Here is a 15,953-nt window from a genome sequence, read left to right as displayed (position 1 = left end):
GTGTTATTTCCGTAGTTTTCTACCCAAAACAATCCGAGTTGTTGGAGGGTGGCAAGAAAGCGAATCCCGATAAGCTTACTCAAGTAAGTGATTCGGGTGAGCAAACACAGCCAACGCACCAGCGACTTGAAATGTGACGGGGATACGCGGGTTTTTATTACGTGTTACGTTATGTGACAAAGGGGTGGTAGAGGCATCACCCTTTAGGGGTAAATACTGGGGTGGGATCAAAAAGGAATTGAGTTTGTAAAACAAACGCTCACCCCAGCGTTGAACTGGGGTGAAATTAACGATTAATGAAGGTGTTGTGGAGGAACAGCAAGATACTCCATTATCCCGATTGCGGCATGGCGGCCTTCCGCCATTGCCGTCACCACAAGATCAGCGCCACGAACAGCATCGCCACCAGCAAAGATTTTCGGGTTACTTGTCTGGTACCGTAATTTATCCTCGACGCTGGCAATAATTCGCCCCCAACTATCGAGCTTCACGCTTTGCTCCTCCAGCCATGGCATGCCATGTGGGTGGAAACCAAACGCCATAATCACGGCATCCGCTGGCATGATAAATTCTGAACCTTCAATCGGCTCGGGGCGGCAGCGACCTTGCTCATCTGGTTCCCCCATTTGGGTACGTAACATGCGGATGCCTAATACGCATCCAGTATCGCCCAGTTCAATACTCAGCGGCTGAACGTTGAACTCAAACATGGCCCCTTCTTCACGGGCATTTTTGACTTCTTTTTTAGAGCCCGGCATGTTGGCCTCGTCACGGCGATATGCGCACGTAACCTGCCCGGCACAGTGACGAATAGAAGTACGTACACAGTCCATTGCGGTATCCCCTCCGCCGAGCACCACAACTTGCTTACCCGCCATGTTGATATACGGCTCATCCGCCAATTCTGGCAATCCCATGACCTGTTTCGTATTGGCAATCAGGAACGGCAAAGCATCATAAACCCCTGGTGCATCTTCGTTCGGCAACCCAGCTTTCATTGAACGATAGGTGCCGACGCCAACAAATACAGCGTCAAACTCTGCCAGAACCGTTGCCAGTGTGATGTCGTGGCCTATCTCGGTGTTCAGTTGGAATTCAATGCCCATCGAGCTGAAGATTTCACGGCGACGGCGTAACAGCGATTTATCCAATTTGAACGCCGGAATGCCGAACGTTAGCAGTCCACCGATTTCAGGATGGCGGTCAAACACCGTGGCCTGTATGCCGTTACGCGCCAGAATATCAGCGCAAGCCAGCCCAGCAGGTCCGGCGCCAATCACCGCCACGCGGCGGTCTGTCGGTTTTACGTAAGAGAGATCGGGTTTCCATCCGCTGGCAAATGCTTTATCGGAAATATAGCGTTCGATATTGCCGATAGTGACAGCGCCGTATTCGTCTTTGAGCGTACAAGCACTTTCACACAAGCGGTCTTGCGGGCATACGCGTCCGGTAACTTCGGGCAAGCAGTTTGTCTTGTGCGAAAGTTCCACAGCTTCAAGAATGCGCCCTTCTTTGACGAGTTCAATCCAATGGGGAATATGGTTGTGTAGTGGGCAAGTCCATTCACAAATACTGTGTTCACCACACTTCAGGCACCTTTCAGCCTGGCCTTCAACCTGGGATTTATCGAAGGTATGATAAATTTCGGCGAAACCAGTTTTACGTAATGCCAGGTCTATTTTGTCTGGGTCAATTCGCGCAGGTGTGGCGCGCATTTTGCTCACTTTACTTAAATCGACACCCAATGACTGTTGTTGCGCCATTTGCTGTGCGCTGTTGTGCCATGGCTGAGCTTCGTGAGCCGCAGAGCGTAAACGCCGGGCTTTTGCTAATGCGGTTAGCGTCTCGCTATTAATTAATTTCAGTGCCTTACTGGGGCAGTTTTCCACACATGCTGGGCCGTTTTCACGGTCATTACATAAATCACATTTATGAGCGTTCGCTTTAACTGAACGGCCATTATTGAGCGGAACAGTGATGATTTGCATAGCACCAAACGGGCATGCCACGACACAAGATTTACAGCCAATACACTTTTGCTGATTCACCTGCACGCTTTCGTTTAGGCGTGAAATGGCTTCATTAGGACAGCTGTTTGCGCATGGGGCATCTTCGCAATGGCGGCATGTCACCGCATTACGTTGCCCATCATGTTTAACAACCGAAATCCGGGGCTGAAATTGCTGAGTTGTCAGAACATGCTTTTCTTCGTTGTGAGCCATCACACAGGCGACCTCACAAGCATGACAACCGATACATAGCTGTGCGTTGGCAAGAACAAAACGATTCATCATTACCCCTTGGCCCGTTATGACAAACAGGAGGCTTATTTTTTATGGGGGTATGTTATTACCTGGTGATGTCTTCGCTGGCAATGGTCATTTGCCCAGTTTGCGGCGATATCTGCTAATAACCTGGTAAGGATCAATTTCTTTTCGTGTTTAATGAAACGTCATTTCTCATCTTTTTGTTATGCAGCAGTTATTCTTCTGATGTAACTGAGTTAATTCTCAAAGGTCGTTTTGGAAGATATGCCGAAATATAAGCAACAAGAATTTGTGGAATCGCCAGTTTCTGGTACGTTTCGCTCTCTATAGTTTCTAAGGGTTATTACACGGTGATAGTAAAACGCTCGGTCTCAACTAGCCTGGCCCGCGCCTTCTTTTACATCGTATTGCTATCGCTGCTTTCCACAGGCATCGCGATGCTAACTCTTGCCAGCAGTTTGCGTGACGCAGAGGCGGTGAATGTAGCCGGTTCATTACGTATGCAGAGCTATCGCCTTGGTTATGATTTACAGGGCGACCGTGCACAATTGGATAACCATCTTGCACAGTACAGCCAGTCGTTACGCTCACCTGCCCTGATAAAATTAGAAAAGTTGTGGGTTCCCGCTGAAGTGCGTAGCCGTTTTGACAGCATTAACCATGCCTGGATCGCGATGGAAAACCATCTTCGCCGTGGCGACCTGCAATGGTATCAGGACAACATCACCAGCTATGTAGAGCAAATCGATCTGTTTGTTTTAGCGCTTCAACATTATGCCGAACGCAAAATGATGCAGGTAGTTATGGCCTCGGTAGTGGGTTTTATCGCCATTTTCACACTGGTCTTTTTTACCTTACGCCGATTTCGCCACCAGGTTGTGGCACCGCTGAACAAGCTTATGGAAGCCAGTGCTTCCATTGAACGCGGCGAATTCAATTACCCGCCGCTGAATACGCAATTACCGAATGAACTGGGTTTGTTGGCGCATACCTTTACGCGTATGTCTGGTGAGTTGCAAAAACTCTACCGCTCGCTAGAAGAGAGCGTGCAGGAAAAAACATTGGACTTGCAGGAAGCTAACCAGACGCTGGAAGTGCTATATGCCTGTTCGCAGGCGCTCACCGTCAGCACCATTGATCAACACTGTTTTGAGCGAGTTTTGCAGCAGGTGCGTCAGAAAACACCGGTCAGTTATCTTGAAATGAAAACGGGTGAAAACTGGAAAATACACGATGGTGTTCAACAAAAAAATGAAGAGTGGCAAACATTGCCCATTGTCCTTGAGGATGAAGAATTAGGCTTACTGCGCTGGCAGGCTCCAGCGGGCAGCCCGCCGCTTGTGTTAATGCAAAGCCTGGCCAATATGTTGGGCCGTGGTCTGTATTTCAATCAGGCGCAAAAACACTATCAACAGTTATTGCTGATGGAAGAACGTGCAACGATTGCCCGCGAATTACATGATTCGCTGGCACAAGTGCTCTCTTATTTGCGTATTCAACTGGCGTTGCTAAAGCGTGCCGTACCCGCAGAGAACCCATCCGCGCAGCACATTATTGATGATTTTTCCCAGGCACTGAACGATGCGTACCGCCAGTTGCGTGAGTTATTAACCACATTCCGCCTGACGCTCCAGCAAGCAGATTTAACCGCAGCTTTGCAGGAAATGATTGCCCCGCTGCGTAACCAGACAGCGGCCACGATTACGCTTGATTGCCATATTCCAACTCAGGCTCTGGATGCTCCACAGCAGGTGCACCTGTTACAGATTATCCGTGAGGGTGTGCTGAACGCGATTAAACATGCGCGAGCACGTAATATATCCGTAAGCTGTAGTACGTCCCTTTCGGGGATTCATACGGTGAATATTGTTGATGATGGCAATGGGATTGCCAGCCTGACCGAACCTGAAGGGCATTACGGATTAAATATTATGCATGAGCGCGCCGCACGCTTAGGTGGCGAGCTGACTATTTCACGCCCTGTGCTGGGTGGAACTCTTATTACGATGAATTTTCGTTCGCCGCCGTCAGAACAGACGACACTTTAAACATCAGCAAATTTATAACGATAAAAATATGAACAATTGTGGGGGTTGTGATGAGTGAGAAAATTATCTGCCAGGTATTGATCGTTGATGATCATCCGTTAATGCGTCGTGGTATTCGTCAGCTACTCGAGATGGATGATAGTTTTTCCGTGGTGGGCGAAGCCAGCAGCGGAGCCGAGGCCATTAGCCTGGCAAATCGACTGTCTCCAGATCTCATCTTGCTCGACTTGAATATGAAAGGTCTGAGCGGGCTGGATACGTTAAACGCCTTACGCCGGGATGGTGTCAGTGCGCGTATCGTCGTGCTGACTGTTTCAGATTCACGCAGCGACATTTTCACTCTTATTGATGCCGGAGCCGACGGCTATTTGCTCAAAGACAGTGACCCAGAAGTGCTGCTCGAAGATATCCGCCGTGGTGCAACGCAAGGTGAATCCTACAGCGAACAAGTCGCAGAGTATTTACGAACGCGTGGTACTGAAAAACGCATCGATAACCCGTTCACCGTGTTGACCGAGCGTGAACTGGATGTGTTGCAAGAAGTCGCCAGGGGTTTATCAAACAAGCAGATTGCATCAGGTCTGCATATTTCGGAAGAAACAGTAAAAGTCCATATTCGGAATTTATTGCGCAAACTTCAGGTGCGTTCCAGAGTCGCTGCAACCGTGCTATTCCTTGAAAGTCGAGGGTTTTAAAGCACTCTAAACACTACAGAGCACGAGATAATTTACAATATCTTCTTAATTTCTCCACGTTTGGACTTACAGTTAGGGCTACAGTGACGACTGATATCAATAATCACAATTTGAAGTACTGACGAGGTTCTGACCGAATGGCGAATTTCTTTATCAATCGCCCCATTTTTGCCTGGGTGTTGGCCATTATTTTGTGCCTTACCGGTGCACTGGCTATTTTTTCACTTCCTGTTGAGCAATATCCCGACCTCGCCCCACCAAACGTACGTATTACGGCAAACTATCCGGGTGCTTCTGCGCAAACGCTGGAAAATACGGTAATCCAGGTCATCGAACAGAATATGACCGGGTTGGATAATATGATGTATATGTCCTCCCAGAGCAGCAGTGCAGGCCAGGCCACCATTACACTGAGTTTTAAAGCCGGGACCGATCCTGATGAAGCTGTGCAACAGGTGCAAAACCAGTTGCAGTCAGCACTACGTAAGCTGCCACAGGCGGTACAGACTCAAGGCGTTACGGTAAATAAAACCGGTGACACCAACATTTTGATGGTGGCATTTGTTTCTTCTGACGGCAGTATGGATAAGCAAGATATTGCCGACTACGTTGCCAGTAACGTTCAAGACCCGCTCAGCCGTATTAATGGCGTGGGCAGTGTCGATGCTTACGGCTCGCAGTACTCAATGCGAATTTGGTTGGATCCAACCAAACTCACCAGTTATCAGATGACCACACAAGATGTGGTTGATGCCATTAGTTCCCAGAACTCGCAGATTGCCGTGGGGCAATTAGGCGGGACGCCGTCTGTTGATATGCAGGCGCTAAATGCCACCATTAATGCTCAGTCACTGCTGCAAACACCGCAACAATTTAAAGATATTACCCTTCGCGTGAACCAGGACGGTTCGGTCGTTACGCTCGGTGATATTGCAGACGTTGAGTTAGGCGCAGAAAAGTATGACTTCCTGAGCCGCTATAATGGGCAAGCCGCTTCTGGGCTTGGGATCAAGCTTGCATCCGGTGCCAACGAGATGGAAACCGATGCGCTGGCGCGGGCGAGAATCGACGAGCTTTCGCAGTTTTTCCCGCATGGGCTTGAAGCAAAAATCGCTTATGAAACAACACCATTTGTTAAAGCATCCATCAAGGATGTCGTAAAAACACTGCTGGAAGCTATCCTGCTGGTGTTCCTCGTCATGTATCTATTTTTACAAAATTTCCGCGCAACGCTGATTCCGACTATCGCCGTACCAGTGGTGCTTTTGGGTACCTTTTCGGTACTCTATGCCTTCGGCTACAGTATTAATACCCTGACGATGTTTGCCATGGTCCTGGCTATCGGTTTGTTGGTAGATGACGCCATCGTGGTGGTAGAAAACGTCGAACGCATCATGAGCGAAGAAGGATTGTCGCCTAAAGAGGCAACCCGTAAATCAATGGGCCAGATTCAGGGTGCGTTGGTCGGGATTGCCATGGTGCTCTCGGCGGTATTCGTTCCGATGGCATTCTTCGGCGGTACTACCGGGGCAATTTATCGCCAGTTCTCTATCACCATTGTTTCCGCCATGGTGTTGTCGGTGCTGGTGGCGTTGATTCTGACGCCAGCGCTTTGTGCCACACTCCTTAAACCGCTGCATAAGGGTGAACAACACGGCCAGAAAGGTTTCTTTGGCTGGTTTAACCGCATGTTTAACCGCAACGCTGAACGTTATGAACATGGCGTGGGGAGAATACTCGCCCATAGCGTGCGCTGGATGCTGATATACGGCCTGTTGCTTGGTGGTATGGTGTTTATGTTTATGCGCCTGCCAACCTCCTTCCTGCCACTGGAAGACCGTGGTGTATTTACGACCTCAGTGCAACTCCCAAGCGGCTCAACTCAACAGCAAACCCTGAAAATCGTTGACCGTATCGAGCAGTATTATCTGACCAAAGAGAAGGACAACGTGCTGTCGGTGTTCTCGACAATTGGTGCGGGGCCTGGAGGGAACGGACAAAACGTGGCACGAATGTTTGTTCGTCTCAAAGATTGGGATGACAGAGACTCCAGCACAGGCAGCTCTTTTGCCATCATTGAACGTGCCACTAAGGCATTCCGTAAAATCAAAGAAGCCCAGGTTATTGCCAGCAGCCCGCCAGCTATTAACGGGCTGGGCAATGCTGCTGGTTTTGATATGGAATTGCAGGATCACGCGGGTGCCGGACACCAGGCGCTAATGCAGGCTCGCGACCAATTGCTTGAAATGGCAGGGAATGATAGTTCGCTGACTCGCGTGCGCCACAACGGCCTGGACGATAGCCCGCAAATGCAGATCGATATCGACCAACGCAAAGCTCAGGCTTTAGGTGTCTCCATTGCCGATATTAACAATACGCTGCAAACAGCCTGGGGTTCGAGCTATGTAAATGACTTTATGGATCGTGGACGCGTGAAGAAAGTTTATGTACAGGCTGCCGCCAAATACCGCATGTTGCCGGACGATATTAACGAATGGTATGTGCGTAATAAAGACGGTGGAATGGTGCCATTCTCCGCCTTCGCAACATCGCATTGGGAAACCGGTTCACCCAGGCTTGAACGCTATAACGGCTATTCATCGTTAGAAATTGTCGGTGAAGCGGCTCCAGGTATCAGTACCGGTACTGCGATGGACATAATGGAAAACCTGGTGCAGAAACTCCCTGCGGGTTTTGGCCTTGAATGGACGGGTATGTCTTATCAGGAAAGGCTTTCTGGTGCACAAGCTCCAGCGCTATACGCTATCTCACTATTGGTGGTGTTCTTGTGTCTGGCCGCACTCTATGAAAGCTGGTCAGTGCCGTTCTCGGTGATGTTAGTGGTTCCGCTTGGCGTGATTGGTGCGTTGCTGGCAACCTGGATGCGCGGGCTGGAAAACGACGTTTACTTCCAGGTGGGGTTGTTAACGGTTATCGGGCTTGCGGCCAAAAACGCCATATTGATTGTCGAATTTGCTAACGACATGAATGCCCAAGGACGCGAACTGGTTGCCGCAACGCTTGATGCCTGCCGACAGCGTTTACGCCCGATACTGATGACTTCGCTGGCGTTTATTTTCGGTGTACTGCCGATGGCCACCAGCACAGGTGCGGGTTCCGGTAGCCAACACGCCGTGGGGACTGGGGTAATGGGGGGAATGATTTCAGCTACGGTGCTGGCAATATTCTTCGTCCCACTTTTCTTCGTTCTGGTGCGCAGGCGATTCCCGCTCAAAGCACATTCAGAAAACTAAACAACAAAAAAGCGACCTTAACAAGGTCGCTTTTTGCATGGCTCAAAGAGTATTGAGAATAAGAACATCATGTTCCTGTAGATTTTTATATCCGGTCAGATCATTTACGAAGCATATCTTCAATGAAATCTTTCCAGTTCCCTAGTTCGTGTTCAATCATAACTGCCTCACTTATTATTGCTTTAATTATACGTTGAGTGAAGCTACGTTACTACGTGGCTTTACTGACTATCATCAAATATTGAAATTCGATTACGTATTGGCTTAATTATTAGCCCACTAGAGTTTTAATAATGTGACGGAACACTTGAAACAAAATGTTTCTTCAACTTTAGGATTTTGGCTGCATAGCCCGAAAACACTGATATTCCGTCATAATGTGAGGGGTGAAGAATAATGTTGCATTATTGGCGATAAAATACTCACCACTGCAAAAAGAAACACTATTACATAACATTCAGGGTAGCAATTAAGCTATATTTTGCCTTGCGACTTTTTTATCATTTTAATTATTCTAATTACCTGCATAAATAATCACACTGAAAGAATAAGGATTACTACGTGATAACTCTTTACGGCATTAAAAACTGCGACACCATTAAGAAAGCACGGCGCTGGCTGGACTCTCAAGGTGTGGATTATACATTTCATGATTATCGCGTAGACGGACTGGATGCCGAGTTATTGAATAGTTTTATCGAGCAGTTAGGTTGGGAAGCGTTGTTGAATACCCGAGGAACGACCTGGCGTAAGCTTGAGGAGGCGCATCGAGCCAGCATTAATGATGCGCAGACGGCTGCTGCTCTGATGTTGGAAATGCCTGCAATCATCAAACGCCCATTGCTCTACACGCCCGGGCAGCCTATGCTGCTGGGTTTCAATGAATCGAACTATCAGCAGTTTATCAACGAGGTATAGTCCTATGTCTTGCCCGGTTATTGAGCTGACGCAACAGCTTATCCGCCGCCCTTCCCTGAGCCCCGACGACGCTGGCTGCCAGGCTCTGATGATTGAGCGACTGCGTGCTATCGGTTTTACCATTGAGCACATGGATTTTGGCGACACACAAAATTTCTGGGCATGGAGAGGAAAAGGTGAAACGCTGGCGTTTGCTGGCCATACCGATGTCGTGCCTTCAGGCGACGCCGATCGCTGGATCAACCCACCGTTTGAACCGACCATCCGTGATGGCATGCTGTTTGGTCGTGGTGCCGCAGATATGAAAGGTTCACTTGCGGCAATGGTTGTCGCAGCCGAACGTTTTGTTGCACAGAACCCTCGCCATAAAGGCCGCCTCGCGTTTCTGATCACCTCTGATGAAGAAGCCAGTGCTAAAAATGGCACGGTTAAAGTGGTCGAAACCTTAATGGCTCGTCATGAAAGACTCGATTATTGCCTGGTTGGCGAGCCATCCAGCACAGAAGTTGTTGGCGACGTAGTGAAGAATGGCCGCCGCGGGTCACTGACCTGTAACCTCACTATTCATGGTGTTCAGGGACATGTTGCATATCCGCACCTGGCTGATAACCCCGTTCACCGTGCTGCACCTATGCTGAGCGAACTGGTTACCATCGAATGGGATAAAGGAAACGAATTCTTCCCTGCCACCAGCATGCAAATTGCCAACGTTCAGGCTGGCACCGGTAGCAATAACGTGATCCCAGGCGATATGTTAGTGCAATTCAACTTCCGATTCAGCACTGAGCTGACTGAGGAAGATATCAAACAACGCGTGATTGCCCTGCTCGATAAGTATCAGTTGCGTTATACCCTTGATTGGTGGCTTTCAGGCCAACCGTTCCTGACTTCACGCGGTAAACTGGTGGATGCGGTAGTGAATGCCGTTGAGCACTATAATGAAATCAGGCCGCAATTATTAACCACGGGTGGTACATCGGATGGGCGTTTTATCGCACGGATGGGTGCACAAGTGGTAGAGCTTGGGCCGGTGAACGCGACGATTCATAAAATTAACGAGTGTGTTAACGCCGCAGACCTGCAACTTTTAGCCCGTATGTATCAACGCATTATGGAGCAGCTCGTCGCTTGATGAGCTATACAACTCGAGTGAGGTATTGGCATGGAATGGCTTTCGCACTACTGGTGGATTATCGTACTGGTATTTCTTGTCGGCGTTTTCCTTAACGTTATTAAGGACATGAAACGTATCGATCCGAAAAAATACATGGCGAACAAGCCCGAACTTCCCCCGCATCGTGACTTCAACGATAAGTGGGATGATGAAGACGATTTTCCAAAGAAAAAGCCTTAATCATACAAATAAAGGGCTGTCAGTTAACCATACTGGCAGCTCTTTATTCTTCTGAGTATGACCGCAAAATCAGCAGAGGCCGGATAAACGTTGCAGTCGGAACTTAACGTTTTAATTTGGCTACATATGGGAGATTCCGGTACTGATTTTCCCATGGCATACCATATCCAATCAATAAATCATCATTTTCCATCTCATACGCATAATATTGTCTGACAGGAATATCCACCCGCCCCGGTTTGACAAACAGAACAGCAACGGAGATAGATTTTGGCGTGTAGTTTTCAGCGATAAATTGAACAAGACGTTTCATCGTTCCGCCTGACTCAATTGCATCATCAATGATGATGACATTTCGATCACTGATATCGATATTTCTATGGAAAACTATTGTTGAGTGATTATTTCTATCGCCTGGAGTATGTGGGCAGGAAATATAATCCATATTAATATCAAACTCTAATTGCCTGGTTAGGTCAGCAGTGTAGAGAATCCCACCGGGCACAACCGTAATGATGACAGCATCATCAAAGTGCTGGTTGAGTTGTGCCGCAACCCTCGCTACTCCTTCAGCAATAGCTGATTCATTAATAATGATTTTACCAACATGTTCATTTTTCATAGAAAATTCTCTTCAGGTTATCAGGCCAGACTCACTAACAGCCCGGCAAATCTCAATCCCACACACCTCTAAAAGCATATGACCTAGAATAAACCAATCACAAACTAGCACTATAATGATTATTTAGCTCAAAATATTGCACAAACATACACTAACGAGCATTATCGAGCTAAAGTTACTCAACATGTGTACCTGCGTTCTCCAGGTAAAAATTCAATCCTATAGAGGTTCTGACTTCATGATTAAACTTATTATTACTGACCTGGATGGTACATTTCTAAACAGCAACGGAGACTACGACAGAGAGTCATTCGCAGGGGTCAGTGCACTAATGGCTGAAAAAGGTGTTCACTTTGCAGCCTGTACAGGAAAGCAGTGTGACAGGGTTGAGGAGTTGTTTGGTGACTACAGCGAGAATCTGTGGATTGTGGGAGACAGTGCAACCCGTATCAAACACAACGGTCAATTTGTTTATCAGTCGCTTATCAAAAATGAACTGGGCTTACGCATCATTAAAACCCTTCAGGAGGTTAATCCTCAACATGTCATTATTGCCTGTACCTCTGAAGGGGCAGTGATCCGTGCTGACCTTGCGCAAAGACTGAAGGATAAAGTACGAAGTTCATATTCCAGACTGCTTGAAGTAGACAACCTGGACGCACTGACATCTGATTTTGTTAAAATTACGATTTATGACGAGGAAGGTAAGTGTCCGCAGACCCGGCCTCATCTGTCCGCTTTCGAAAATGAAACTTATATTGTTGTGTCAGAAGCTGCGTGGATTGATATTGCAGACTATGGGGTTCACAAGGGAACCACCATACAAAAGCTCCAGAAACTGCTTAATGTAAGCAAGCATGAGACAATGGCGTTCGGCGATGGCTACAACGATATTGAGTTGCTTGCGATGGCTGAATACAGCTTTGCGATGAGGAATGCCTTCGAGGAAACAAAGGCGATTGCAAATTTTATCACTGGATACAATGACGCAAACGCAGTTCAGGAAACAATCAAAAGAATGCTGGCTCTTCAGCCCTGAAGTCTGCTTGCACAAGTCATCCAGTGAAGGTTCCAACCGGTCTTCACTGATATAAATCTCTGGCTAATCAACAATCTCGATGCGAATGTTTTCGCTGCTAAAATCCTGCAGTCGGGTTTCACGGCTCACCACAACAATATCAATAGCATCACAGGTAGCCACTTTGTATCTCGCCACCTGGCACATTTTATCTGCGATGACAGCGGCAATAACTTCGTTGCTCTGGGCGATGACTTCTTTTTTAAAACAGGCGTCTTCGTAATACACGGCTGTGAGTCCTGCCTGCGGGTCGAGGCCACAAACACCGATAAACGTCTGGTCAAAAATCATATTGCGCACCTGGTTTACTGTATCTAAACCTAAAGTGCTCCCCGTTTTGGGATTAACCTTTCCACCCAGCAGAATCAACTCACCCGACTGTCGACTGCTTAATGCTGAGGCTATTTGTGGAGAATTTGTCACAATGGTCAGTTCAAGCATCTCAGGGATAAAATCCACCATCGCCAGATACGTTGAACCGGCGTCAATGAAAATACAGGTATCCGGTTTTATGAGCTCCGCGCATCGTCTTGCAACATGTGACTTTTCAGAAACACTCTGCTCGACACGGGCTTCAAAGCTAGCTGATTGCTTGAGCTGACTAACCGCCCCTCCGTAGACTTTTTTACATAATCCATTACGGGCCAGAACCTGAAGATCACGGCGTATAGTATGTTCTGAAACACCTAGCTTACGGGCAATATCAGCACCAATGACCCTGCCAGTTTCAGTAAGCATCTGAAGGATAAGATCCTGCCGCTGCTCAGGTAAAGCATCATAATCGATCACGAAAACCCTCAATCAAACGCAATATTGCATGAAATATCACAACCCATCATATTAATATGGTATCAGCCACAGGTCACTCCTGACGAGTGGCTTTTTTTATTGCTCAGATTTGTTACTCAGGTTGGTTATTCAAAGAAACTCGACGATATCGTCATCGTTCGGTTTCCCACCGCTGAGCGCCTCATCAAAATAATGCTTCGGCACGGTATAACGCAGATGATCCAACGCAATTTGAATGCTGCGGTCATCAATGGCATGACCTAAATCGTCAATCACATCCAGTGTGACATCGCCGCCGACTCGGGTTAATGCTTCTGATGCATCAAAGGCGTGCTTCACATCTATCACTTTATCATCATCGCCATGAATCAAATGAATGGTGGTAGAGGTTGTCACACTTACCGGCAGTTGCGCGTAACGGCCGTTAAAAGCAACCACTCGAGAAGCGAGTTCTGGCTCAGCTTTCACACCTTCAAGCGCCATAATTGCCCCTTGTGAAAAACCAATCAGTGCCGTGGCATTAGCAGCTACACCACTGTGTTTTTGCCAATAACGCACGGTTTCCACAAACGTTGGCATAATGACGTCGATTCGCTGTTGGCGGTTTTCTTCCGTCACTCCAGCAACTGAAAACCATTCACGACCTTGATATGGGCCGCTGGGTGCAGGGCCACCGACGCTGACCACCAGCGCATCAGGGAAATGTGGAGCAAACCAACTGCCAATTTCGCCCATCGCAACAGGGTTATCGCCAACTCCATGGAACAACAACAACAGTTGCTTTGCAGGTGTGGCAGGGCTTTGGACGACAAAATGGTCATGTTTCATGGTTACTCCTTAAGTTTCTGGAGTTGACTATACGCCGACGAATGACGATGACCATGCCATTTAACTGAATGACTTAGTGGAAAAATTGCAATTGCAAAAGGGCATTTTTCAGTGCAATACATTGTTGCTCATCTAGTTTTTCCAGGGCTCTTTGTACTTCCTGCCGCATAACATTGAGCAGAGCTTTGCGCCCAGAAACCTGCAGTTGCTGGCAAAGTGTGTCCACATTCAAACGCTGCTGTACGCGCCCGCGCAATGCATTCAGCGGCAAGTTACTAGTGAGTAACAAGCGATTCAGAGAACCTAAACATGCCTCAAGAGGACGGTGCCCGAAGGCGAAACCCGCCAGTTCCTGCCAGTCATCACTATTTAGCGTAGCCTCTTCGCGAGGAATGACAGGGAGCAGGTCTTCAATCCACGGTTGTAACCAGGTTATATCTCTCTGTAATCGCCGCTGTTCATGCTCGGTGAGAGCCTCGCCTGGCAAAGTAAGAGGCAATAACGCCATCGCGGTATAACAACCGCTGCTGGCTTCACGATGACTGCCAACGCGTACCAATGCGAAGCCACAGCTTGCCCAAAAACGCCATAATTCATCGGTGAAACCAAAGCTGACCGAAAGATAATCGACAGTTTGCCGGGCATGTGTTTTTGCCAGAGCAATCATCTGCTGGCCAATTTGCTGGCGCTGGCGTAGTGGATGTACCGCGATACGGCTGACACGCAGGCCTTTAAGGGTTGCTGCCAGCGGGCTACCACCATGAGCCGCCAGCGATTGTGCGACTAAGTTACCGCGCGGCCGTCGAAACCCCGCCCATACTGCACGGCTCAGTTTTTCATCCAAACCGCCCTCCTCCACAAGCCAGGTGGCGCCAATCGTTTCGTTGCCAGTGGTTGCGGCAATGAAATGCTGGCCCGGTGCATCCAGCATTCTGCGCCAGTCCAGCGGCGTGGTGCGGTAGTGCGCACCGGACAGTAAGCGGTACATCTGTTGTAGCTGTTGCGAAGGTTGTATTTCGTCTTCGCATTCAATAAGTTGCAAGGAAGCTGCACTTTGAGAAGCCGTTGTCACATCAACTTCATCAAACAGCAATACGGAATCGATCAGCTTTTCCAAAGGATCATTGGAAGCCCAACGAATTGGCGTTGAAAGGGTGTAACGTGTAAGGGAATCAAGGCTTGCGCAAAATTTGAGAACAAACCCACGCCCAGTACCTTCGTAACCCTGAACGGTGGTGGTCAGTAGAACCCGTGGGAAATGGGAAATTAGTTTGCGTAACTGAGGTGCAGGGAGCGCTGCAGCCTCGTCAACAATTAGCCAATCAGCCTGAAATGCTTCGGTATTGGCAAGTAATGCATCTGGAGCGACAAAATTGAAACGATCGCCTGCATGATTTGCAAGAACATCGGTTGCTGCTTTGCCCGGCGCGGTGACCAGCCCCTTTCCCGCAATCCTGCGCAACAACATGCCCGCTAGTGCAGATTTCCCTCGCCCTCGCGCAGCCGTGACAACGGAAACACCCGCTGGCATTTGCAAAAGCTCATTCAGGATAGCCGCCTGCTCTTCGAAAGGCGCTCCATTGGCCGCATGCCATGAAGGGCGTGGAGAGTACACAGGTACGCGCAACGGCTGATGCTGCTGCCAAAGCAAGCATTCACTATCGGTGCGGATACAGTGCTGTAGATGAGTGATAAAATGAGGAGTTGGGATCGCTTCAGATTGTTCGCTCCAGCGGCTCGAGTCGCAATCAGGCTGCATAGGCCAGTCATTCCATGACGGCGCAAGAAGAACCAGCCAGCTTCCCGCTCTGAGTGTGCCTGCAAGTGCTGCCAAAGCTTCAGCGTCCAGCCCGTTTCGTGCATCAAAAACTGCGTGTAAAAACTCACGGCCCAGCAAAGTACGCATTGCAGATGTCGCGCAATGAAGTGGCAATTCGGGTGCTGCTCCAACCCAGAGCCAGTCGCCAGGTAATAACCGGGTGAGAGAGCTAATTTGCTGGCTGCTCCACAGTCTCTCACCCGCCATGACTATCATACGGCGAATACCTGCTTCAGCCATACTGGCGGTTGCTTGCCTTAGCTGTTCCATGGCTTTAATCC

At 48.5% G+C, this 15,953-nt stretch carries 13 protein-coding genes; 7 read left to right on the top strand and 6 right to left on the bottom strand.

Annotation, left to right across the window (positions count from 1 at the left end; all coding sequences use genetic code 11):
- Positions 1-293: 293 nt before the first annotated feature.
- The gene (gene aegA, locus FH968_RS11425) at positions 294-2,291 is read right to left on the bottom strand and encodes a formate-dependent uric acid utilization protein AegA (protein ID WP_139879637.1); all 1,998 of its coding nucleotides are present in this window, start codon (positions 2,289-2,291) and stop codon (positions 294-296) included.
- Between the two features lie 326 nt (positions 2,292-2,617).
- Here aegA and narQ point away from each other — a divergent pair, with 326 nt between their 5' ends.
- From narQ to acrD, 3 genes are all read left to right on the top strand, one after another.
- Positions 2,618-4,315, top strand: coding sequence for a nitrate/nitrite two-component system sensor histidine kinase NarQ (gene narQ / locus FH968_RS11420; RefSeq protein ID WP_139879515.1), 1,698 nt, complete (start codon positions 2,618-2,620; stop codon positions 4,313-4,315).
- 50 nt (positions 4,316-4,365) lie between these two features.
- Positions 4,366-5,010 (top strand): nitrate/nitrite response regulator protein NarP, encoded by a 645-nt coding sequence (gene narP, locus FH968_RS11415; RefSeq protein WP_139879513.1) that lies wholly within the window; start codon positions 4,366-4,368, stop codon positions 5,008-5,010.
- Positions 5,011-5,147: 137 nt separating this feature from the next.
- The gene (gene acrD, locus FH968_RS11410) at positions 5,148-8,264 is read left to right on the top strand and encodes a multidrug efflux RND transporter permease AcrD (protein ID WP_139879511.1); all 3,117 of its coding nucleotides are present in this window, start codon (positions 5,148-5,150) and stop codon (positions 8,262-8,264) included.
- A 100-nt stretch (positions 8,265-8,364) separates the two neighbouring features.
- On the opposite strand, the gene ypfM is transcribed toward acrD, so the two are convergent.
- Positions 8,365-8,424: a protein YpfM gene (ypfM, locus tag FH968_RS11405; protein WP_087867655.1), complete on the bottom strand. Its 60-nt coding sequence runs from the start codon at positions 8,422-8,424 to the stop codon at positions 8,365-8,367.
- Positions 8,425-8,825: 401 nt separating this feature from the next.
- Between ypfM and FH968_RS11400 the strand changes: the two genes are divergently transcribed.
- Genes FH968_RS11400 through FH968_RS11390 form a run of 3 tightly spaced genes read left to right on the top strand, consistent with a single transcriptional unit; the run spans position 8,826 to position 10,536 of the window.
- Complete coding sequence (locus FH968_RS11400; RefSeq protein ID WP_139879509.1) at positions 8,826-9,182, top strand: ArsC family reductase; 357 nt, start codon at positions 8,826-8,828, stop codon at positions 9,180-9,182.
- Positions 9,183-9,186: 4 nt separating this feature from the next.
- Positions 9,187-10,314, top strand: a complete 1,128-nt coding sequence (gene dapE / locus FH968_RS11395; protein WP_139879506.1) for a succinyl-diaminopimelate desuccinylase — start codon at positions 9,187-9,189, stop codon at positions 10,312-10,314.
- A 30-nt stretch (positions 10,315-10,344) separates the two neighbouring features.
- Positions 10,345-10,536 (top strand): YpfN family protein, encoded by a 192-nt coding sequence (locus tag FH968_RS11390; protein ID WP_139879504.1) that lies wholly within the window; start codon positions 10,345-10,347, stop codon positions 10,534-10,536.
- 103 nt (positions 10,537-10,639) lie between these two features.
- Here FH968_RS11390 and FH968_RS11385 read toward each other — a convergent pair whose 3' ends face one another.
- Complete coding sequence (locus tag FH968_RS11385) at positions 10,640-11,158, bottom strand: phosphoribosyltransferase (RefSeq protein ID WP_189389093.1); 519 nt, start codon at positions 11,156-11,158, stop codon at positions 10,640-10,642.
- 238 nt (positions 11,159-11,396) lie between these two features.
- Between FH968_RS11385 and FH968_RS11380 the strand changes: the two genes are divergently transcribed.
- Positions 11,397-12,197 (top strand): Cof-type HAD-IIB family hydrolase, encoded by an 801-nt coding sequence (locus FH968_RS11380; RefSeq protein ID WP_139879502.1) that lies wholly within the window; start codon positions 11,397-11,399, stop codon positions 12,195-12,197.
- Between the two features lie 63 nt (positions 12,198-12,260).
- Here FH968_RS11380 and FH968_RS11375 read toward each other — a convergent pair whose 3' ends face one another.
- The 3 genes from FH968_RS11375 to FH968_RS11365 all read right to left on the bottom strand — a co-directional run bounded on the left by FH968_RS11375 (position 12,261) and on the right by FH968_RS11365 (position 15,942).
- Positions 12,261-13,025 (bottom strand): DeoR/GlpR family DNA-binding transcription regulator, encoded by a 765-nt coding sequence (locus FH968_RS11375; RefSeq protein WP_139879500.1) that lies wholly within the window; start codon positions 13,023-13,025, stop codon positions 12,261-12,263.
- 129 nt (positions 13,026-13,154) lie between these two features.
- A complete protein-coding gene (gene ypfH / locus FH968_RS11370; RefSeq protein ID WP_139879497.1) occupies positions 13,155-13,853 on the bottom strand; it encodes an esterase in 699 nt (232 codons plus the stop codon).
- A 73-nt stretch (positions 13,854-13,926) separates the two neighbouring features.
- Positions 13,927-15,942 (bottom strand): tRNA(Met) cytidine acetyltransferase TmcA, encoded by a 2,016-nt coding sequence (locus tag FH968_RS11365; protein WP_189389090.1) that lies wholly within the window; start codon positions 15,940-15,942, stop codon positions 13,927-13,929.
- Positions 15,943-15,953: the final 11 nt, after the last annotated feature.

This window comes from Buttiauxella sp. B2, from assembly GCF_006376615.1.
In the GTDB taxonomy this organism is placed as follows: Bacteria; Pseudomonadota; Gammaproteobacteria; order Enterobacterales; family Enterobacteriaceae; genus Buttiauxella.
Note: the sequence above shows the minus strand (reverse complement) of the source record. Positions and strands in the feature narration are given on the sequence as shown.